Origin of the sequence: Clostridium disporicum (assembly GCF_001405015.1) — a bacterium.
In the GTDB taxonomy this organism is placed as follows: domain Bacteria; phylum Bacillota; class Clostridia; order Clostridiales; family Clostridiaceae; genus Clostridium; species Clostridium disporicum_B.
The window spans coordinates 54,213-77,844 of the sequence record NZ_CYZX01000013.1; the positions used below are offsets into that span (position 1 = coordinate 54,213).

Genomic DNA, 23,632 nt, shown 5'->3' on the forward strand with positions numbered 1-23,632 from the left:
ACTTCAGTCTTTTTCTAATTTATATTATTATACCTTCAAAATGATCAATTTCATGTTGTATAATCTGTGCTGTAAATCCATTAAAAATTTGTTTATGCTTTTTAAAATCTCTATCGAAATATTCTACCTCTATTGTTTCATATCTCTTTGTTTTTCTAAAGCCAGTTAAAGATAAACAGCTTTCTTCTGTTTCATAAGCTTTTTCCTTTTTTAATATAACTGGATTTATCATAGGAACTATAATATTACCTATACTAAACACTAATATACGCTTTTTAACTCCTATCATATTAGCTGCCATACCTACACAATATTCTAAATTTACTCTTAATGTATCTATTAAATCATCAACAACTGCAATATCATTTTTAGTTGCAGGTTCTGACTTTTGCGATAAAAATAATACATCCTTCATAATTGGTCTTATCATATTAACTCCAACCTTTCTAATTTCTATCTCTCATTATATATCAAAATTTATTTTAAACATATTTAATTATACACATTATTTATTTCTTAAATCAAAAGAGACTGTAGATTAAAGTTAATTCTTCACCTCTACAGTCTCTTAATTAATAACACATATTATTTATAATCTGTCTTGGTAGATGGTTCATCTTCTCCAAAAGGAGTATTTTCAAGAGCTTTATTTCTTACATCTTGAGCGTAATTTGAAGATGATGGATCAGTGTTGACCTTACTATTTTTTTTATTTTTCATAGTAATACCTCCTATAATTATAAATTAAATGTATTCTCTAATTTAGCTTATCCATTTCTTTAAATATTTATATATTAATTTAAATTTTCATAAAGTTACTATCTAATTTATGAGAATATAGCTTTCCTAAAATAAAAACACCTACAAAATTAATTGTAGGTGCTATTAAAGCATAACTTATAATTATTTTTAAAATATACTCTATTCTCTAAGTATATCTATTATATCCTGACCATACTTATCAATCTTACTAGGTCCAAAACCTATTATTTGAATAAGCTTCTTTTTATTATCTGGATTAAGCTTAATTATTTCCTCTATCATTTCATCATTATATATATAATACGGCTTAATATTTTCTTCTCTAGCTTTATAAGTTCTATATTTCTTAAGCTCATCAACTAACTGTTCATAAGACTTTACTTTATCTAAAACCTCATTATTTAAATTTTCATCAATAACTTCTTCTTTAGAGCTATATCCAATATCCTCTATAATAGATTTTTCTTCTAATTTTACTTCTATAAAATCTATTTCAGTTAAATTGTATTTTTTATTATAATCATATTTTATATCAATGTTATTTGCTATAAAATATTCAGCTATTTTCTTCATCTTATCTTCAAACATTTTTTTCTCTTTACTGTAGCAACTTAATTTTCTATTTATAAGTTCTGTTAACTCATCATAAGTAAAAATCTCATATTTAACTTTCTTAGGTGCTTTACTCTTATTAACTATACTCTTATCATTTGATACAATAACGCTCGAAAAAATAGGTAATGTTTTAATTATTCCAGCTTCTATTAAAAGATCTCTAACTACTTTTACATTTTTATTATTTTGTAATATAGGACTAATAACTTTCTCGCTATCTATAATCTTATTATTTTTATCTTTTATATATCTAACAAAGTCTCCTGCTTCATTTATATGTATCTCTCCATTAAGCCCCTTAGTCTCTAATATCATAACAAACCTAGTTGTAATTACTATAAAGTCTAATTGTGCTATATAATCTCCATCCTTTATTTTTATATCATGTAAACATATCATCGGTATAGAAGAATTCTTTAATTCAAGATACACATTCTTTTCACCTTGTATTACATTTTTTAAAAATTCTATATCTCTTTCTATATATTTAACCTTACTAGACTTAACCTTATTTTTTAACTCTAATAAGTCACTTAATTCTTTATTTTCTTCTTTAAAATCTTTATAAAACACTGGTGTTTTTATTTCTCTTATGCCAAATAAATTTTTAAATATTGCCATCTCTATACGTCCTCCTTATGTAAATATTATAGCATATTTTCTATATAAGTTAATATTTAGCACAAGAAGAACAAAAATAAAATGCAAAGCACTTTGGTGAAAAGTAGCCTTTTCACTTCGACGAAGTCGACCTTTCACCTGTGAGCTTTGCAAACAATTTATTCCTATTGTCTTACAGGTAATATAATAATAAATTCACTACCTTTACCTAATTCACTTTCTACCCAAATAATACCATTATGAAGTTCTATTAATTGTTTACTTAAAGTTAATCCTAATCCACTTCCACCATGTTCTTCGGTACTCTCTGAGTATGTCTGTGAAAATCTATCAAAAATACTCTTATGATACTTAGGATCTATTCCTATTCCATTATCTTTTACAGATATTTTTATCCTATCACCTAAATCCCATATGAAAACTTGAATTATTCCATCTCTATTTGTAAATTTAATAGCATTTGATATTAAATTCATTATAACTCTTTCAATTTCTATATCATCACACTCTATTATCTTTTCTTCTATAAAAGGTTCAATAATAAGTTCAATACCATTTTCTTCAATTAATTCCTTCATAGATAATGCTAGTTCTTCAACTAAATATACTATATCATGTTGCTTAAAATTCAACCTGTATGTTCCAGACTCTATCTTAGACGTATATATTATATTATCTATTAGATTCATAAGCCTTGTACAATTTCTCTTTATACTATTCATATAATAAGCCATTTTTTCCTTAGGAATTTTCTGTTCTTGATTATTTAAATTTTCTATAACCTTTTGAGTAGATGATATTATATTTAATGGAGTTCTTAATTCATGTGATAGATTTATGAAGTAATTATTTTTATATTTTTCATGACTTAATAATTTTGAATATAGAACATTATTTTCAATTAACTTATTATTTAATTCTAGTGTCCTTTGTTTTACCATACTATCTAATATTTTAACCCTATTCCATATTACATAAATTATAATAATTACTAATGTACCATAACAAAAATAAGCAAAATGAGTTTTCCATGGTGGATTATCTATTTTAATCTTAATACTCGTAGGCTCACTCCACTTACCACTAGAATTCCTAGCTGCTATTTGAAATACATATTCTCCTGGGTTAATATTTGTATAATTAATACTAGTTTTACTCTCTGAAAATACCCACTCTTTATCTAGTCCAAATAATCTATATGCATAATTTATTTTTCTATTATCTTTATAATCTGGCAAAAAGAATTCAAACTCTAATTGATTGTTTTTATAATCTAACTTTATTTCATCAGATATAATTAACTTTCCATAATTAGTAGATAATGATTCAATTTGAACATTTGGTATAAATTCTTTTTCATTTATTTGTTCTGGTCTAAAGCTTGTTAGTCCGTTTATTCCACCAAAAAACATTTCTCCACTATTGCTTTTAAAATAAGCATACTGATTAAATTCATTTCCTTGAATGCCATCAGCACTCTCATAGTTTATAAACTTTTCTTCTTCTATATTAAATTTAGTAATTCCATAGTTAGTACTAGCCCATAAATACTCTTCATCTTCTAGTAAAATTCCATATACAAAATTATTAGGTAATCCGTCTTCCTCTGTATATCGCTTATACTCTTCACTTTCCTTATTAAACTTGATTATACCATAATCAGTAGCTAACCAAATGTTCCCCTTAGAATCAGAATTTATTGAAATAATATAATTATATGTATTGTTACTCGCTTCTTTATTCTCCCCAAAATAATTGTATTTTTTAATCTCTGCTGTCTTTTTATTAAATCTTATTAGCCCATCTTCTATACTACCTGCAATCCATATCATTCCATCCTTATCTTCATGGATATCATTAAAAAATAATTTATTTACTCCAGCATCCATAAAACTTTGTGAATAGTTACCAAACTTCCCATTTCTATCAGAAATTCCTATACCATCCCTTGTTCCTATCCATAGTATTCCTTCACTATCTATAAGTAAAGTTCTTACATCATTACAAGGTAATCCACTTTCTTCTCTATACTGAATTTTCTCCTTTGTATTTTTATTATACTTATCTAAGCCATTTTCAGTAGCTATCCAAATCTCATCATCTATTCCAGTAATATCTCTAACTAAGTTATTACTAATATAAAATTCCCCATCATAGTCTTCTATCTGGTCAACTCTTATTAATTTATTATTTTTTCTATCAAAAACATTTAATCCATCAAACATTGTGCCTATCCATAAAATTCCATCATTATCTTCATATATTCCTGATATGTTGTCAGAGCTTAAAGAGTTATTATCAAATGGATCTGCTTTATAATAATTAAATAAATTTTCTGGATTAAATAAACTTATCCCTTCACTAGTCCCTATCCAAATCGCTCCTGAACTATCCTCACAAATAGTCATTGTATCATTACTAATTAGACTACCTAAGTTATATCTAGAAGATTTATATTTAATAAATTTTTTCTCTTCTTCAATGAATTTACTAAAACCATTATCAGTAGCTACCCATACGTCCCCCCTACTATCTCTTAATATATCTCTTATATAGGAACCTGGAATTCCACTATCAAGACCAGGCATGAACTTTTCTATAGCTCCTGTTTCCAAATTTAACTTATTTAGTCCTCCATAATAAGTTCCAACCCATAAATATCCTAGATTATCGGCATGTAAACTATAAATAAAATTATGACTTATACTATTTTCGTCATCTTCATGTGCAAAATATCTTTCCAATATCCCAGTTTTATTATTAATTCTATTTAATCCATTTCTTGTTCCTACCCAATAATTTCCGTATACATCTTCTGTTAATGAATATACTTCTTGATTGCTCAATGAACTATTGTAATCTTCTGAATTATATATTCTTATAAAATTATCATTTTCTCTGTCATAAATATTTAATCCATCATTAGTTCCTACTAAAATATCTCCCTTTTTACTTACCATTATTGCTCTAATTCTATAATGCGAAATATTACATCCATTTTCATTTGGTAAATAATTTGTTATTTCATCAGTTATCGTATTTATCTTGCTTAATCCAGCAGTAGTTCCTACCCATATATTTCCATCTAAATCCTCTTTTAAATCTGTTATTGAATTTCCACTTATACTATTTTCTTTATGATTATATTTATATACTTGAAACTTACTTCCATTATATTTATTTAACCCATCACCAGTTCCAATCCACATATATCCTTTTCTATCTTGAATTATAGTAGAAACACTAATTTGTGATAATCCATCATCAGTTGTTATACGCTTGAAATTTCGATTTGCATCATTAACAACTGCATAGGTTTTATCAACTATACAATTAAAAATTACAATTATGAATAATATTACAATCAATATACTTTTATATTTATTATTCATACTTTTTCCCCATCCTTATTTTCCTTATATTTCCTTTTTATTAATTATATCATTTTATTTGATTTTTTTACAATAAATATGATTTTATTACATATAAAAACAAAAAAAGGATATCTCCAATACATTTTTAGAGATACCTTCTTTGAATATTATCTAATATGCTTTTATTAATAATATGCTACAACCTTATTCTTTCCAGAATTTTTAGCTTTATATAAAGCTTTATCTGCCTCACTAATAATTTGTTGAAAAGTTTTATCAGTAGCATCCATCTTAGTTATACCTATACTAGAGGTTACTTTAATTATTTCATTTTCACCTATGTTAATAACTGTATTTTCAATATTATTCCTTATTCTTTCTGCAATTTTTAAATAGCTATTTTTATCGTCCTTTACTATAACTATAAACTCTTCTCCACCATATCTTCCTACAATATCGCATTCTCTTATGGATTCTTTAATAACTTTAGCTATACTAGCAAGAACCTTGTCTCCAGTTTGATGTCCGTAAGTATCATTTATTTTTTTAAAATTATCTACATCAACCATCATAACCCAATAGCTATCATAATATTTTTTTACCTTATTATATATTTTTTCACTTTTTCTTAAAGCTTCTCTTCTGTTAAATATCTTTGTTAACACATCATAATTAGCTCTATATTTTATTTCTTTATAAAGTCTAGAATTTTCTAAAGCTATACCTATATATGTAGATAATATCTTTAAAGTATTTACATCTTTTAATGTAAAAGCATTTTTTTCATATGCTTGTACACCAATTACTCCTATGACTTTTGAATGTATCATTATAGGTACAAATATCAAAGACTGAGAAAAACGCTCTAATGTCCTACTTTGTTCTTCTGCTAATTTTTCTATAAAATCTTCAAAATTGTTAAAATATTTATAATACTCTCTTTTTAAATCATTTATTAATATCTCTTGTTTATGATTAATAGCATATACTCCAAATCTATTTTCGTCATCAAGATTAATTGGAGGCATTTCTAATTTATCATCTAAGTTCATACATAATTTATACTCTAAAGTTTTTTTCTCGTCATTTATTAAAGATATTTGAAGTACATCACATTGAATTAAATTTTTAATCTCCTCAGCAATAATTTTATAAATATTTTTTCTATTTAAATTTGCTGTTATCCTTTGACCTACGCTATATAAAACTTCCATTTGGTTATATAAAAATTTATATACCTTCGATTCTTCTTCTTCTCTTTTTTTATCTAAATTTTTTATACTCTCACGTCGTGTCTTATTAAATATTTCTTTTTGTAACATATTAACTTTTTCCAAATATAAATATGCATTTTCATAATCACCTATATTTTTATAGGCTAAACTTATATTTGAATATATTTTATTTTTATTTCTTATAGAATTAACAATCTCTATATTTTCTTCTACTTCTTTAAGCTTTATAATAGCTTCCTTATATCTTCCTACCCTTAAATCTACTTCAGACCAGTATAGTAAAGCTTCATTTAAACATAATTTCTGTTCTGTCTCTCTAGAGATGTTTATACTTTCTTGAAACTTTTCATCAGCAATATTATATAATCCCTTAGCACAATAAGTTCGTCCCATTTGCTCTAAAACTCCTGGAATCAAGGTTGTAGCAAAACTTTTAGCAATTCCTAACGCACTTTCTAAATACTCTAATGATAGCTCATAATTCCCCAATTCTCTTTCACATTCTGCAAGATTCATTAAATTTACTATCTTATTATGATTTGCATTTATATTAGGTAAATTAGCTATCTGCTCAAGTAATTCTTTTGCCTTTTCAAACTCTCCTATCTCTACATATGTTATAGACATATTATTTTTAATACTGTTTAAAGCTTGATAATTGCAACATTTTTCTGCTAATTCTATTCCTTCCATTCCGTATTCAATAGCTTTATCAAACTGTTGTATAAAAGAATAATTACCTACTAAAGCATTTATAGCAGATAAAATCCCTTCGGAATTCTTTTGTTTTTGGAATATGTTGTATGCTTCTATATGAACATCTATAGCCTTATTAAAATTACCTAATTCATGTTGTATCCAACCATAGTTATGAATTATCCAAGGATATGCATGTTTTAAATCTTTTTCTTTTACATAATCTATTAATTTTTCATATATTTCTTTTGAAATTTTAAGTTCTAATTCATTTATCTTACTACAAATTATATTTATATATTCTTCATCAATAGCTATTTTTTCTAATTCTTGAATAACATCTTCGAAGTTCATTTTTCCTCCATAAATGAAACACTTTAAATTCAAAATATTTCATATTTTTCATTAATATACCACACGTACTATTATTGTAATATAAGTTATATTAATATGTAAATGAATATCGTATCTTTAAGCATTAAATCACTGTAGGTATTTCTTAAATATACTAGAAATACCTACTATAAATCTTAATATTAACCTTCTCTTAATATTTTCATCTTAATCTTAACTCCTACTGTACCTTCAACTAACTTATCTATAATTTCATCTTTTTTACTTTTGCTTTTAACAAAAATTTCTGCTTGCTTAGCTATAGCCTTTAATTCTTTTACTTTTAAACCACTATTTTTCAAATAATCTAAAGCTTCTTCTTTAGTTAAAAATGAATTTAATTTTATTAAAGCCTCTCCTAATATATTGCTCTCAGATGATTTCTCAGCCTTATTATCTTTAGCTTTTTCCTTATTTGTCCTAGGCTCTTTCACCAATTTCTTTTTATCTACTAAATTATTTTTATCAACTTGTCCATCTTTTAAAGTTAAAACTTTTACTCCATCAAGTAATTGTTTTAATTGTAAGTCATCAAGGTTTAATACATATTCAAATACTAATTTATTAACCTTTAAAATATCACTCTTCTCCATTGTTCCTTACACCCTTCTTAAAAATTCTTTTTCTAAACTCTCAAAATCTAAATGTATTGGAGTCTTCTTTCTATTTAAATTTGTTAATACAAAAGGAATATCATTATTATTATCTATCTCCTCATCATTTGCTCTAATCTTTGAATTGAATATATCTAAATTTTCTTCATAATTTATCTCATTTAAATATTGTTTATGCATTAATTTTGGTTGTCCATTTATTATTTTTACCATAGTAGGTAATACACCCATAAGCTTTACATCCATATGCTTAAATTGATAAAAATCAAATTCATTTATCCCTGTTTCAACTTCTTTTTTTAAATTTTCTACATGCTCCAATAAGGTAGGTGCCCCTACTGTAGAAAGATAATCCAATTTAGTTGGCACTATATATGAATCAGATGCATACATTGCACTTTGAGTAATTAAATCAAAACTTGGTTGACAATCTAATAGTACAAAATCATATTCTCCATATACTGTCATCAACTCTTCTCTCAAACCAGATATGCATCTAAGTTTATTTTTAGTGTATTTTCTCTTTGTATTTCCAGATATACTTCTTGCTAACTCTATTTGTATTTCATATAAATCTGTACTAGATGGTAATAAGCTTATAGCTTGTCCTCCATTTTTAGTTATTATAGTATTAGCCTTTAAATCTGTGGTAATATATTTTTTTATACTATCTTTTTTCCTATTAATAATTGAATTAAATAAAGTTTTTATTGTTTTTGTATCCTTGTATGTCCTTTTCCAATCATCAATTCCCATATATGAAAAAGTCAAACTGGCCTGAGGATCTAAATCTATTAATAATACCTTATATCCATCTAAAGCTAATAAAGCACCTAAATTTGATACAACTGTACTTTTCCCAACTCCTCCTTTGTAATTAACAACAGAAATTATTTTCAATTAACTTCCTCCTATAAATACTCCCATCATATTTATACTGTAGTTTTCTTTATTTAATTACATTACTATTAAATTTAGATTTTAAAGTTCTATCTAAATATAATCACCTTTATAAACATTTTCTATCGTACTCTAAATTGCAATTTAACTATCAAATTTGGCAATATAAAAATATCGGCAAAATATAAAATTATTATTAGTAATATTTCTTTAAATAAATACTATATTTATTTAAAGGGGGGGGACTTTTATTATGGCCATAAAAGAAATTAATGAAAAAAAAGAACATATCCATATTAGTGATGATGGAAAGACCTATATTCATAGCCATGATAGTAATAATGGGAGTACCCATAAGCATGTCCATCAAAACACTAAAGCAGTACTAAATAGATTAGCAAAAGCAAAAGGTCACTTAGAATCAGTAAAAAGAATGGTTGAAAATGATAGAGATTGTAGTGAGGTACTAATCCAGTTAGCTGCAGTAATATCAGCACTAACTAGTACAGGAAAAGTAATCTTACAAGAACATATAGAGCACTGCCTTGTAGAAGCTGTAGAATCTGGTGATAGACAAGCTATAGAAGACCTTAATAAAGCAATAAATTTATTTATAAAATAATTAATTAATTTTAGGTTATTTATTTAAATAAAATATTTCCTTGGAAATAAAGCAATAACGGGAATATATAGCTATCTATTAACTACATACTCCCGTTATCTAATAACCTATCCTTCTGGTTAGCAGGATAGGTTAATTTTTAATAAATTTATATACGTATACTTATATTTTCTTAAAAATGCTCACCATTTTCATAGTAATTTCTATGCTCTAATCCTTGAAAAACCACATCTAAGCATTCTCTATCTTTCTTAAAATGATTTGTTATAGCCTTAGCTACTTTATCTTGAACTTCTTGCCCTCTATCAAACCAAGCAACTTCTATTATAGTAGGAGGAGCAACTACTTCTCCATCCATTACAAATGTATTATTAATTAATTCTATAGTAAAATAATCTCTTGGACACTCTATTATTTCTACTAACTCGTCTATTAATTCTTTACTTTCCTTCATAACCTCTTCTTGAGGTATTCCCTTAACTCTCAACATCGGCATAATTAATTTCTCTCCACTCTAATTATTCTAATAAAGACTTATCTAAGAACTTACCTATTACATCTACTGTTGGTTGCACATTTACAAAAGCATCTTCATCTACTTCTGCTACCGCTTTCTTTATAAATAAAAGCTCATGCTTTGATATTACTGTTATAACAGATTGTAATTCTTCTTTTGTATATCCGCCTAAGAAACCTTTACCTATAGTTACACCTCTTAAGTTGTTTGATAACAAATTCTTTGCCATCTCATCACCTTTTTTAGTATAAATAGTAACTGTTAATTTATGTTGTTGTATAAAGAACATATCCATTACTTGAGTCATAGCATAAATAGCTACTAAACTATATAATGATTGCTCCCATCCATATATAAGTCCTGCTGCTAATACAATAGCTCCATTTAGTAAAAGTCCAACTTGACCTACTGATTTTCCTGTAAGCTTTTGAACAACAAGAACTATAATATCTGTACCTCCAGTAGAAAAACCTTCTCTAAGGCATAGCCCTACTCCTGCTCCTGTTAAAACTCCACCAAATATAGCTGCTAAAATTTGATTATTAGTTATTTCAACCATTGGAATTATCTTCATAAAAAATGATGATGATACAACAGCTAATATTGTATATATAGTGAACTTTTTACCTAATTTAAGCCATGATAAAACAGCTAAAGGTAAATTTATGATTAATACCCATGCAGATATACTTATATTAATATTAAAAAAGTCTAATCCAACTGTTGATAATAATTGTGAAAGCCCAGTAACTCCTCCTGAAAATATATTACTAGGCGCTAAAAACATATTTACACCAACAGCTGCTAAAACTGCATAAAATACTATAACTATTACTCTTTTGATTATACTTCTCATACTGCCTCTCCTTTTTATTTATCTTTAGATTTATTTTTTAATCATATACATTATTTAATATTATATTGTTATAAATAAATTTCAATAGTTTTTTCTTACTTTATCATAAATTTATCCATCTAATAATAATATCTGCAAAAACTGTAATAATACTTATGTTTTTATAAAATTTATTAATAATATTACATTGCATCAAAGAAGCTTACTTGGTCACTTTCTGAAAGTCCTTCTAAACATCCAAATTTTCTTAATAAGTCTGTAGCAGAGTTTCCTATTTTAGCTCGCTTTCTTAAGTTATCTATAGAACTTATAGGAATATCTTCATGAACAGCATTATATATAGATTCAGCCGCTATATTTCCCATACCTGATATACTATTTAAAGGTGGTCTTATTCCTTCATCTTCAATCTTAAATTTTGTAGCATCTGATTTATATAAATCTATCGGTAAGAACTTTATTCCTCTTTCATACATTTCTAAAACAATTTCTAAATCATCGTACATATCTTTATCTTTTGGAGCAGCTTCATTTCCTTGCATATTTATCTCATTCATTTTTTCTTTAACTTTTTCTTTTCCAAAAATCATAAATTCTGCATCAAAGGCTTTAGCTCTAATTGTAAAATAAGCAGTGTAGTAAGCCTTAGGTATATGCACCTTAAACCATGCTATTCTAAATGCCATCATTACATAAGCTGCTGCATGGGCCTTAGGGAACATATATTTAATCTTTCTACAAGAATCTATATACCATTCTGGTACATCATGCTCTCTCATCATAGCTTCATATTCTGCCCACTTCTCTGGGTCTTTTAAAGCTTTACCTTTACGCACTGTTTCCATTATCTTAAAGGAAGTATTAGGATCAAGTCCTTTTTTTATAAGATAAATCATAATATCATCTCTCGTACAAACAGCTTCACTTAAAGTAACTGTTCCTGAATCTATTAAATCTTTAGCATTTCCAAGCCATACATCTGTACCATGAGAAAGTCCTGATATACATAATAAATCTCCAAAGCTTTTTGGTAGTGTATCTAAAAGCATCCCTCTAACAAATTTAGTTCCAAACTCAGGTATTCCAAAAGTTCCAACCTTTGAATTTATCTGTTCTTGAGTTACTCCTAATGCCTCTGTTGATGAAAATAAAGACATAGTTTCCTTATCATCAAGAGGTATCTTTTGAGGATCTACCCCAGTTAAATCCTGTAGCATTCTTATTACTGTAGGATCATCATGACCTAGTATATCGAGTTTTAAAAGATTTTGATCAATGGAGTGATAATCAAAATGTGTTGTTATTATATCTGATTCTGGATCATCTGCTGGATGTTGCACTGGACAAAACTCAAATATTTCTCTTCCCTTAGGTACTACTATAATTCCACCTGGATGTTGCCCTGTTGTTCTTTTTATTCCTGTGCATCCTTTAGAAATCCTAGTAATTTCAGCTTTATTTACAGGTATATCTCTTTCATCAAAATATTTTTTAACATATCCAAAGGCTGTTTTTTCAGCTATTGTACCTATTGTACCAGCTTTAAATGTAGTTCCTTTACCAAAGATAACTTCTGTATATCTATGAGCCTTCGCCTGATATTCACCTGAGAAATTTAAGTCTATATCAGGTTCCTTATCTCCATTAAACCCAAGGAATGTTTCAAAAGGTATATCCATACCGTCCTTATCCATCTTCTCTCCACAAACTGGACACTCTTTATCTGGTAAATCGAATCCATTCTTATATCCATAGTCTGTAAAGTCTGAATATTTACACTTACTACACCTATAATGTGGTGGCAAAGCATTTACCTCTGTTATTCCTGTCATATATGCTACAACAGATGAACCAACAGACCCTCTAGAACCAACAAGATACCCATCCTCATTTGATTTCCACACAAGCTTCTGAGCAATGATATACATTACTGAGAATCCATTTTTTATAATGGAATCAAGCTCTTTATCTAATCTTTCTTGAACTACAGTAGGTAGCTCTTCCCCGTATAATTCATGAGCTTTGCCATAAGCTATATCTTTAATTGTCTTTTCACAACCTTCAATATGTGGAGGACATTTTTCTGCTGAAATAGGACTTATCTGTTCACACATATCTGCTACTTTATTAGTGTTTGTCACAACAACTTCATAAGCTTTTTCTTCCCCTAAGTATGAGAATTCCTCAAGCATCTCTTCAGTAGTCCTCAAGTATAATGGGGCCTGATTATCTGCATCTTTAAACCCTTGCCCAGCTTCTAAAATACGTCTATATATTTCATCTTCTGGGTCCATAAAATGAACATCTCCTGTAGCAACAACAAGCTTTCCAAGCTTTTCTGCTAAAGCTACAATTTTTCTGTTTATATCTTTTAAATATTCCTTATCTGGTACTTCACCATTTCTTATTAAGTAATCATTATTTCCTAATGGTTGAATTTCTAAATAATCATAATCTTTTGCAATGCTTTCAATCTCTTCATCAGACTTGCCAAGTAATATAGCTTTATAAAGCTCTCCTTCACTACAAGCACTTCCTAGAATTAATCCTTCAGAATACTTCTTATACATGCTTTTTAATATACGAGGCTTTTTATAGAAATAATCTAAATGTGAATAGGAAACAAGCTTATATAAATTCTTCAAACCTACATAATTCTTTGCAAGGATGATAGCGTGATATGTTTTAACCTTTTTATAGCTTTCTTTTTGAGCTTCTTCATCTAAAGCATATTTATCTATATCCTCTAAAGTCGTTGCTCCTCTTTCTTTTAAATTATCAATCATTATATTAAATACTTTAACTGTTGTATCAACATCATCTAATGCTCTATGGGCAACATCAACCTTTATTCCAAGATGCTTAGCTATTCTTCCTAACTTATATGTTTTAAAGTGTGGAAAAATATCTTGAGCTAAAGATAAAGTATCAATATAAGTAAAATCAAAATCATAACCTAAAACCTTAGCATTATGCTTTAAAAAGCCTATATCAAAATCAGCATTATGAGCTACTAAAACACTACCTTCAATAAAATCTAGCATCTTAGGAAATATCTTATCTATAGTCTCCGCATCTTTTACCATATCATCAGTTATATTAGTAACTTCAACTACTCTTTGTGGAATAGGCTTTTCTGGATTTACAAAAGTGCTAAACTTATCTATTACCTTACCATTTTGAACTTTCATAATTCCTATCTCAGTAATCTTCTCAGTCTTAGGAGAAAATCCTGTAGTTTCTAAATCTAAAACACAATAAGTAGTATCTATACTTTGACCTTTTATATTTGTTACAGAGTTTTTCTTATCTGGTGCTAAATATGCTTCTACCCCATAAATTACTTTCATATCACTATTATTTCTTCCTAATAATTTATGTGCTTCTGGAAAAGCCTGCACAACTCCATGATCTGTTATAGCTATAGATTTCATTCCCCAACTCATAGCTCTCTTTATTAAATCTGCTGCACTACTCATTGCATCCATCTGACTCATCTTAGTATGCATATGAAGTTCTACTCTCTTAATCTCAGAATTATCCTTCCTTACAACCTTTGTCATACCTTTAGTTTCCACTATAGTATTTGCAATTACTTCTATCTCTCCAGTAAACTTACTAACCCCTGAATTTCCCCAAAGCTTTAACCCCTTAGCTTTCTTTATTTTTGATATTACCTCATCATACTGTTCACCTTTAATGAAACACTTACAACTAATTGAACTTGACCCATCATATAAATCAAAAGAAACTAACATCTTACCACTACGTAACTCTTTACTTTCTATATTAGCTATCTCTCCCTCTATAGCTACTGTTCCTTCATATGGTGTAATGTCACATATTTTAATTATCTTATCTCTAAAAGTGGCACTTCTACCTAATATAAGCGCTGCATTATCTTCTTTTTTAATACTTTTCGTATACTCTTTTGGCCTATTATACTCCTTCTTACCTTCATAATTTCTACCATTACCACTATCTTTCTTATTACTTTTCCTCATAGAGTTTGATATACTACTTTCAATTACATTATTAATAGTAGTAATTTCTCTTTTAAGTTCATCCTCTTTTAGCTTCATTAAAGCTTCATGGTCTACTTTATCAATAAAATTCACATTATAAGTTTTTCCATATAAATTCTTTACAAATGCTTGAATCTCTTTATGATAATTTAAATCTCTAAAAATATGTGATATCTCAACCTTAAAATAAATATTTATTGTATTATTACTTACCTCATACTCTGTATTCTTTATTGCCCCTCTTAAAAATGGATGCTTAACAGAAAGTAATAGCATTATATTTTTTATTTCTTCTTCTATAGGTTTCTTTTCCAACTCTTTTGTGTATTTTATAACTATTTTAGAGTCATTAAGTCCGAACCTCTTCTTTAAAAAATCATTAAAATCCTCTATCTCCTTTATATCAAGATAATTGTCCGAACGGATGTCAAGCACTAAGGTTTTAGTTTTTTTTCTTAATGTAACATTTTCTACAAAAGCATTAATAATATTACTCTCTGCAGAAAAATCACCAAAAATTTCACTTACTCTTTTCATCTTTCTCTTAAACCTTCCTTAAAAGATTCTTCATATTATTTTATTATATACCTATACACCATAATTTGTAATTATGTAAACAAGCCTATATTTATAGCTAAACTTTAAACATCCTCAAATATCTTTATTTTATTTGATTTTACATATTTTATACAAAAAATATGTCTGCAACATCTCTGCTACAGACATATTTCCCTTTAAACAAATCACTTTTTCCTAGAGAAAGTCACTTACAAATATTAATGAAGTCAAAATTTACCTCTATTCAGTGAACTAAATCCCTCTATATGCTTCTTTATAAAGTTCTAAAATTTCTTCTCTTACACAAGGTCTTGGATTTCCGCCAGTACAAACATCAGCCATTGCAGCATCTGTTAAAGCTTCTAAATCTTCTTCCTTAACTCCAATTTCCTTTAATGTTTGAGGTATATTACAATCTTTTGATAATTGAATAACTGCATTTATAGCTGCTTCTCTATATTCTTCTTGAGTCATTTCATCAACGCCAGCTACGTTCATAACTCTAGCTATTTCTCTAAATTTTTCTCCTGTATAATCTTTGTTATATCTCATTACATATGGCAATAACACTGCATTTGCTACTCCATGAGGTGTATCATAAAAAGCACTTAATGGATGAGCCATACCATGAACAACTCCTAATCCAACATTTGAGAATGCCATACCAGTCATATATTGACCTAAAGCCATATCTTCTCTTCCTTTTGGATCATTTTCAACTGCCGCTCTTAAGCTTCTTGCTATTATTTCTATTGCCTTTAAATTTAATGTATCTGCTAATTCCCATGCACCTAAAGTAGTATAACCTTCAATAGCATGAGTTAAAGCATCTAATCCTGTGCTTGCTGTTAATCCTTTTGGCATGCTACTCATCATATCTGGATCAACTACTGCAACTACAGGTATATCATGTGGGTCAACACATACGAACTTTCTTCTCTTTTCTTCATCAGTTATAACATAGTTTATAGTAGTTTCAGCTGCTGTTCCTGCTGTTGTTGCTACAGCTATAACTGGTACACTCTTATTTTGAGTTGGTGCTACACCTTCTAAAGACTTAACATCAGCAAATTCTGGATTATTTATTATTATCCCTATAGATTTTGCAGTATCTTGAGGAGATCCACCCCCAATTGCTATCATATAATCTGCTCCACTTTCCTTAAATCTTTCAACACCATTCTGAACAACTTTTACACTTGGATTAGCTTTTACTTCATCATAGATATCATAAACTAATTCATTTTTATCTAATAAGTTAGTTACCTTCTTAACAACATTAAATCTAACTAAATCTGAATCAGTTACTATTAAAGCTTTCTTAAACCCTCTAGCTTTAACCTCATCAACTATTCCATTTATTGCACCACTTCCATGATAGCTTGTCTCGTTTAATACAAACTTTTTCATTTTATAACCTCCTCATATTTATTCGCCCTATTATTTGTAAATATTTTACATATAAATTATATATCTATTTTCTTAACAAAACAACAATATAGCTAATATATTATCATTCATCATTACACTATTTTTAAATGTATATCAATTACTCTTAAATAATAAATCATGTAAATTTAATTTCAAATTATTCTTTATTTACCCTTAATAATAAAAATAAAAGTGGCAGGTTAATAATGAATTTTTTCACTATTAATCCGCCACTTATCACTTGTAACTAAAAATTATATCTCTTGATTATAATTCTATAATTTAATGACTATTATATCTGTTAATCTCAGCTTCCTTATCTTCTTCAAATTTACGTGCTTCACCTATAACTTCCATCTTACCTTCTTTTATAACATTAGTAATATTATTTACAAATTCAAAATGCTCTTTATTTAAATTTAAACTTTCAAAGTTATCTTGAAATTTACTAAAATAATTCATCTTATAATAAGGGAAGTACAATGATAATCCGCCTACTTCAGCCATAGTAGTAGTTTTTCCAGTATATTTAACTAAGTTATTTATAGCATCTATTACTTTTTGTGATGAATTTAAATTTATCATCTCTGCCAATCTTAATATATCTACATGGTCTGTTAAATTCTCTGCATAAGCTTCAACTTCACTTCTTATTAAAGATATTTTTTCAAAGCTACCATTTTCTAACTCTTCATTTATTTCACTTAATAATTTACATATTTCATTATAGGTAACTCTTATCTCAGTTAAATCTGTAATTGACAATACTGCATTTTCTGGAACTTCCCTGCGTGAGTTATGTTCTACAAAATCATCTATAATTATTTTTCCAAGTTCTACTGTATCTATAGATGTATTATTTGATAATTGATTTAGCCAATTAGTATAATACCACCCTGCAAAAGGTTCAATTTCAGCTGATGCAATTAAATAATCTGCAAAAGGTTCAAGAGTATAAGCTACCTCTACTGTAGACATAAAACACGCGTCAAAACCTATAAAATCAAAATATGTATTACTGTCATCCAAAGCTTTTGCTAAACTATAAACATCCATATTATCATTTTCAAAATTTTCATCATGTCCAAAACCTTCAAGTGTTCCAAAACCATGATTCCAAATTATCAAACCATATCTGTTAGCTGGATAGCTTTCTTTAGAGTAATTTATAAATTCTGTTAGGGTACTTGATTCCGCCATATTCTTTAACCCTAAATCATCATTTACTAATTGTAACTCTCCATTTTCAACTGAAAATATTTGTGATCTTTCTTCACTAATTTGATCATTAGTCCAATCTACACATCCACCTGTTTGAATTAATACATTTACATTTTCACTTATATCTGCAGATAAAATCTCATTTATATCAACACTTGCTGTACCATATTCAGATTCTAAATCTGATCCACACATGTATATCATTAAAGTAACAACGTCTTCATTATTCCCTTTAATATTTGTTCTGTAATCTCTTTTTAAGTTTTCAACTACGCTTTCTTCAGCTTCAACAATTTCATTTATTTCATTAACATCATCTTCTATTTGAACAACAGCATTTTCCTCTGATGTACTTTTACTATTTGTACACATAGTAAACATAAAAACAGTTAAAATACTAATTACTATTATTTCTATATATCTATATATCTTTTTCATAAATATCCCCTTAAATTTTAACTACTATAAAATTATATCATAACTTATATAAATCATCTCATAATTTCTAAAAATTGATTATAATAAAATTGTTTAATATTTATATATAGTACCAAAATATTCATTTATTATATGATATACTTGAAAAAACTTAAAAGGAGATGATTTTATGACAAAAGAAAATATTAGTATTATCATTTCACCAGCAAAAAAAATGAATATATGTGATGATGATTTATCACCAACTTCTATACCATGCTTTATTGATAAAACACAAATTCTTTATGATACTTTAAAAAGTTTTTCTTATGAAAATTTAAAACAATTACTAGCTTGTAATGATCAAATTGCTGAACTTAACTATGATAGATATTTACATATGGATTTAACTAAAGGTTTTACCCCCTGTATACTTTCATACGAAGGTATTCAATATAAGTATATGTCACCTAATTCTTTTTCCAACGAAGAATTTGAGTATATAAATAAGCATTTAAAAATACTCTCTGGATTTTATGGTGTATTAAAACCTTTTGATGGAGTAACTCCTTATAGATTAGAAATGCAGGCCAAGCTTAAAACGAACAACTTTAAAGACCTTTACGATTTTTGGGGTGACAACATATATAAAGAAGTACGTAAAGATAGTGATATAATCTTAAATCTAGCTTCCAAAGAATATAGCAAAACAATTGAAAAGTACTTAACTCCAGAAGATAAATATATTACCTGTATATTTGGATCTCTAAAAGACTCTAAGATCAAAGTTAAAGCCACTGAAGCGAAAATGGCTCGAGGTCTTATGGTTAGATATTTAGCTACAAATAATATACATAATATTAATGATATAAAAAACTTTTCTGATTTATCATTTAAATACTCAGAAAAACATTCATCGGAAAATGAATTTGTATTTTTAAAATAAATAATTTAGGGTAATCAAATTATAGTTTATCCAAAGGTTTATCATGATAGTTCCTTGCAGCTCAATTCATTACTCTTACTTTATGTAGTTTTTTAGCAATTTAAGAAATGATTATGACATATCAGAAAATGATAAAATTAATAGTGTAAGAAACATAGAATGAGCTTTAGAACTTTAGCCAATATCGTTGTGAAAATGCGTTAAGAAATTTAAATGTTTGAGCTCGCGAGTTTTTAAATTTTAGCATTTTAACATAAGCTAGTGGCTAAAAGTTCTTAGCGAGTGGGTTAGTTTCTGTAGCTATTAATTTTATTATTTTCTACGTCATATTAATTCGCACTTTATTTCTTAAGTTCCACAATAAGTTTTATATGGAACTTTACTTTCTTTAGGTAATGATACATATTCCTCTTTATCTTCACTATAATCATATGGAGTTTTAAGAACCTCTAAAAGCTTATCCATGACCGTATAATCTGAATTCTTAACAGCAGCTTCTAAAGCCTCTTCAACTCTATGATTTCTTGGGATAATTGATGGATTATTACTTTTCATAAGTTTATATACTTCTTCTTTAGTTTTATCTTGTCTTGTAAGCCTTTGTTGCCATCTTTCATACCATCTATCAAATTCTTCTTTTCCTACCATACCAGTGTCTTCTACTTTATTCATAGTTAACGCTCTAAATGTATTTGTGAAATCTGCTTTATTTTTCTCCATAATGGTTAAAAGTTCATTTATTAAGGCTTCATCTTCAACTTCTTCATTAAATAATCCCAATTTACCTCTCATTCCTGCTAACCATTTTTTCTTGAAGATTTTAGGATATTCAGATATAGTTTCTTGAGCTATATTAATAGCTTCATCCTTATCGTCACTTAATAATGGTAGTAAACTTTCAGCAAACCTTGCAAGATTCCAAGCTCCTATATTAGGTTGATTTCCATAAGCATAACGTCCACTTCTATCTATTGAGCTAAATACGGTACTAGGATTATATATATCCATAAATGCACAAGGTCCATAATCGATGGTTTCTCCACTAATAGTCACATTATCTGTATTCATAACACCATGAATAAATCCTACTAATTGCCACTTAGATATTAAGTCAGCTTGCTTTTTTATTACTTCCTTAAGGAATTTAAGATACTTATTTTCTTCATTAACTAACTCTTTATAATGTCTTTCAATAGTATAATCTGCTAAAGCTCGTAAATCTTCAATTGATCCATAGCTTGCTATATATTGAAAAGTTCCAACTCTTATATGACTAGAAGCTATACGTGTTAATACTGCTCCTGGCAATAATCTTTCCCTAATGACTGTCTCACCTGTTTCAACTACGGCTAAACTACGAGTAGTTGGAATTCCAAGACCATACATAGCTTCGCTTATAATAAACTCTCTAAGCATAGGTCCTAATGAAGCTTTTCCATCTCCACCTCTAGAGTATGGTGTCTCACCTGAACCTTTTAGCTGAATATCTAATCTTTCATTTTTAGGTGTTATAAATTCTCCTAGCAGTACAGCTCTTCCATCACCTAACATTGTAAAATATCCAAATTGATGTCCTGCATAAGCTTGAGCTATAGGCGTTGTCCCTTCTAAAACTTTATTTCCTGAAAGTATTTCCACACCTTCTGAACTTTCTAAATATTTTACGTCTAATCCTAATTCTTCTGCTAGTGAATAATTAAAAGCAACAAGCTTAGGTTTAGGCACATGACTTGGTTTTTGCTTACTATAAAAAACTTCAGGTAATTTTATATATGTATTTTCTAATTTAATTTTTCTCATCTCCTTCAAAATTATAAATAGTAACTCTTCACATACTTAAGTTGCCCATGGTTATAATTTTTATATTAGTTTTTATAAAATTATATATTATTATAATCATTATTAAAAGATAGTTATTATTATAAAATACTTTCTTAATCTCTATATTTATTAACTCACTTATACTTTCAACCTGAAATAATAAGGACCACCAAATAATATTGGTAGCCCAAATCTTTATTTGAACATTCCCCTACTTATCTTATATCTCCTAATTAATCACTCCATATAGTAGGGTCTTTATAGTAATTTATACCTTCATTAAACATTCTTTCGCCTTGTTTTTCTAATCTAACCTTATATTCATTCCAATCTCTATTTTCCTTAGGTGTCCATCCTATCTCTGCATAACCTAATAGCCTTGGATATATCATATAATCCATTTGGTCTTGAGTTGAAATTGTTTCATTCCATAATGGTGCTTCTATACCTAATACTAAATCTTTTGGTGCAAAATCAGTAGGGTCCCAATTATATGCAGTTTCTACTGGAATATATCCTGCCCAATCTAATCCATATGGAGTACTCTCATTATATTTCATATCTAAATAAGTTTTACCTGCTATTGAGATTATCATTTTCATATCCTTTTTTCTAGCATCTTCATTAGAGTCTTTCCAATTTTGTAATATTACACTAGAATTTATTTCTGGAGATGTATCTATTGGATCCCATCCTATAGGAGTCTTTCCATACTTCTCAGCTATTTTAGCTACTCTTCCTACAAAATAGTTATAATCTGCTTTTGGAGTGGCCTCTGCTTCATCACCTCCTATATGAAAATATTTTGATGGTGATATTGCTGAAACCTCTTTAATTACATCATCTATAAATTCATAAGTTTTTTCGCTATGGGTCATAAAAGTGCTAAATCCGACTTCTATTCCTGTATATAATGGCTTCTTCTCTCCATCTGGATTTAAAAATCCATAAGATGCCAATGCCGCATTGCTATGTCCAGGCATATCAAACTCAGGAATTATTTCTACATATCTTTCTTGAGCATATTCAACTATTTCTTTAAATTGCTCTTGAGTATAATATCCACCAGGGCCTCCACCCACTTCAGTACTACCACCTATTAAGGTTAAATCTGGATACTTCTTAATTTCCAAACGCCACCCTTGATCATCACTAAGATGTAAATGAACTCTATTTATTTTATATTGAGCAGCTAAATCTATTTGACGCTTTACTTCATCTTCAGTGAAAAAATGCCTTGCTACATCAATCATTAATCCTCTATAACTATATTCTGGTTTATCCTCTATAGTTGCGTCAGGAACTATCCATCTGACATTATCAACAACTGCATTGCCTTCAATATATGCTGGTAATAACTGTCTTAATGTTTGAACTCCTCTTGAAAGCCCTTCTGGTTTAAATGCAATAATCTTAACTCCTTCATCATTTATTATCATCTGATACCCTTCATTACCTTGAGATTCCTCTCCACCTACTGTAGTCAAATAAATATTACCTTGAGGTGGATTATCCCCTTTAATAATATTTAATTCAAACCCTGTTGCTGGTTGTAATTTTTCCTTTAGAAACTCTGCAACTTTATTAATTTCTTTTGTTTCTTTTTCATTTTTACCATTAATATAAATAGAAGTATCTTTAGTTATGTTAAATTCACCAACACCTTCTTCATAACTTAATGGCTTTGGTATAATACTATTACTATTATTCTCTTCTGATTTTACCTCTTTATAATTATTAGCAATTACTATTAAAAAGGTTATTATACCTGCTAATGTTATACTAAATATATTTTTTTTGCTCCACTTCTTATTAAATGTATTCCTCATTTGTTCACCATCCTATACATCAATAAATTTTCATAATAATAAAGCTTATTGTTATTTTATAACCAATAATTATTTTCTATACTTTTGTTATATTAATTTGTTATACAATATTTTTACTATCCTAAAAAGAAAAGTGCTTACCTGAAAACTTTCTAAGTATATAGAAATAAAAAAAAATC

The 23,632-nt window shown here is 27.9% G+C and carries 16 protein-coding genes; 2 read left to right on the forward strand and 14 right to left on the reverse strand.

Annotated features, from left to right (window positions below):
* Window positions 1-19: 19 nt before the first annotated feature.
* The 7 genes from ARA56_RS10005 to ARA56_RS10030 all read right to left on the reverse strand — a co-directional run bounded on the left by ARA56_RS10005 (window position 20) and on the right by ARA56_RS10030 (window position 9,210).
* The gene (locus ARA56_RS10005) at window positions 20-430 is read right to left on the reverse strand and encodes a peptide deformylase (protein ID WP_055266285.1); all 411 of its coding nucleotides are present in this window, start codon (window positions 428-430) and stop codon (window positions 20-22) included.
* Window positions 431-585: 155 nt separating this feature from the next.
* On the reverse strand, window positions 586-720 hold the full coding sequence (locus ARA56_RS17030) for a hypothetical protein (RefSeq protein ID WP_269144317.1): 135 nt from the start codon (window positions 718-720) through the stop codon (window positions 586-588).
* 201 nt (window positions 721-921) lie between these two features.
* On the reverse strand, window positions 922-1,998 hold the full coding sequence (locus ARA56_RS10010; protein ID WP_055266287.1) for an HRDC domain-containing protein: 1,077 nt from the start codon (window positions 1,996-1,998) through the stop codon (window positions 922-924).
* Between the two features lie 164 nt (window positions 1,999-2,162).
* Window positions 2,163-5,390, reverse strand: a complete 3,228-nt coding sequence (locus ARA56_RS10015) for a ligand-binding sensor domain-containing protein (RefSeq protein ID WP_055266289.1) — start codon at window positions 5,388-5,390, stop codon at window positions 2,163-2,165.
* Window positions 5,391-5,557: 167 nt separating this feature from the next.
* Window positions 5,558-7,657, reverse strand: coding sequence for a GGDEF domain-containing protein (locus ARA56_RS10020; protein ID WP_055266291.1), 2,100 nt, complete (start codon window positions 7,655-7,657; stop codon window positions 5,558-5,560).
* 182 nt (window positions 7,658-7,839) lie between these two features.
* Window positions 7,840-8,289, reverse strand: a complete 450-nt coding sequence (locus tag ARA56_RS10025; RefSeq protein WP_055266293.1) for a hypothetical protein — start codon at window positions 8,287-8,289, stop codon at window positions 7,840-7,842.
* Window positions 8,290-8,295: 6 nt separating this feature from the next.
* Window positions 8,296-9,210, reverse strand: coding sequence for a ParA family protein (locus ARA56_RS10030; protein WP_055266295.1), 915 nt, complete (start codon window positions 9,208-9,210; stop codon window positions 8,296-8,298).
* Window positions 9,211-9,463: 253 nt separating this feature from the next.
* Here ARA56_RS10030 and ARA56_RS10035 point away from each other — a divergent pair, with 253 nt between their 5' ends.
* Window positions 9,464-9,832, forward strand: a complete 369-nt coding sequence (locus tag ARA56_RS10035) for a metal-sensing transcriptional repressor (RefSeq protein ID WP_172675761.1) — start codon at window positions 9,464-9,466, stop codon at window positions 9,830-9,832.
* A gap of 172 nt (window positions 9,833-10,004) precedes the next feature.
* Here the strand turns inward: ARA56_RS10035 and ARA56_RS10040 are convergent, their stop codons facing one another.
* From ARA56_RS10040 to ARA56_RS10060, 5 genes are all read right to left on the reverse strand, one after another.
* A complete protein-coding gene (locus tag ARA56_RS10040; protein WP_055266297.1) occupies window positions 10,005-10,328 on the reverse strand; it encodes a DUF1904 domain-containing protein in 324 nt (107 codons plus the stop codon).
* Between the two features lie 22 nt (window positions 10,329-10,350).
* Window positions 10,351-11,205, reverse strand: a complete 855-nt coding sequence (locus ARA56_RS10045; RefSeq protein WP_055266299.1) for a YitT family protein — start codon at window positions 11,203-11,205, stop codon at window positions 10,351-10,353.
* Between the two features lie 182 nt (window positions 11,206-11,387).
* On the reverse strand, window positions 11,388-15,767 hold the full coding sequence (polC, locus tag ARA56_RS10050) for a DNA polymerase III subunit alpha (protein ID WP_055266300.1): 4,380 nt from the start codon (window positions 15,765-15,767) through the stop codon (window positions 11,388-11,390).
* A gap of 273 nt (window positions 15,768-16,040) precedes the next feature.
* On the reverse strand, window positions 16,041-17,198 hold the full coding sequence (gene fucO, locus ARA56_RS10055; protein WP_055266301.1) for a lactaldehyde reductase: 1,158 nt from the start codon (window positions 17,196-17,198) through the stop codon (window positions 16,041-16,043).
* A 303-nt stretch (window positions 17,199-17,501) separates the two neighbouring features.
* The gene (locus tag ARA56_RS10060) at window positions 17,502-18,878 is read right to left on the reverse strand and encodes a clostripain-related cysteine peptidase (protein WP_055266302.1); all 1,377 of its coding nucleotides are present in this window, start codon (window positions 18,876-18,878) and stop codon (window positions 17,502-17,504) included.
* Window positions 18,879-19,062: 184 nt separating this feature from the next.
* On the opposite strand from ARA56_RS10060, the gene yaaA reads away from it, so the two are divergent.
* A complete protein-coding gene (gene yaaA, locus ARA56_RS10065) occupies window positions 19,063-19,803 on the forward strand; it encodes a peroxide stress protein YaaA (protein ID WP_055266350.1) in 741 nt (246 codons plus the stop codon).
* A 348-nt stretch (window positions 19,804-20,151) separates the two neighbouring features.
* On the opposite strand, the gene ARA56_RS10070 is transcribed toward yaaA, so the two are convergent.
* The gene (locus ARA56_RS10070; RefSeq protein WP_055266304.1) at window positions 20,152-21,603 is read right to left on the reverse strand and encodes a protein adenylyltransferase SelO; all 1,452 of its coding nucleotides are present in this window, start codon (window positions 21,601-21,603) and stop codon (window positions 20,152-20,154) included.
* A 254-nt stretch (window positions 21,604-21,857) separates the two neighbouring features.
* Entirely contained in the window at window positions 21,858-23,453 is a 1,596-nt protein-coding gene (locus ARA56_RS10075; RefSeq protein WP_055266306.1) for a beta-N-acetylhexosaminidase, read from the reverse strand.
* Window positions 23,454-23,632 lie beyond the last annotated feature (179 nt).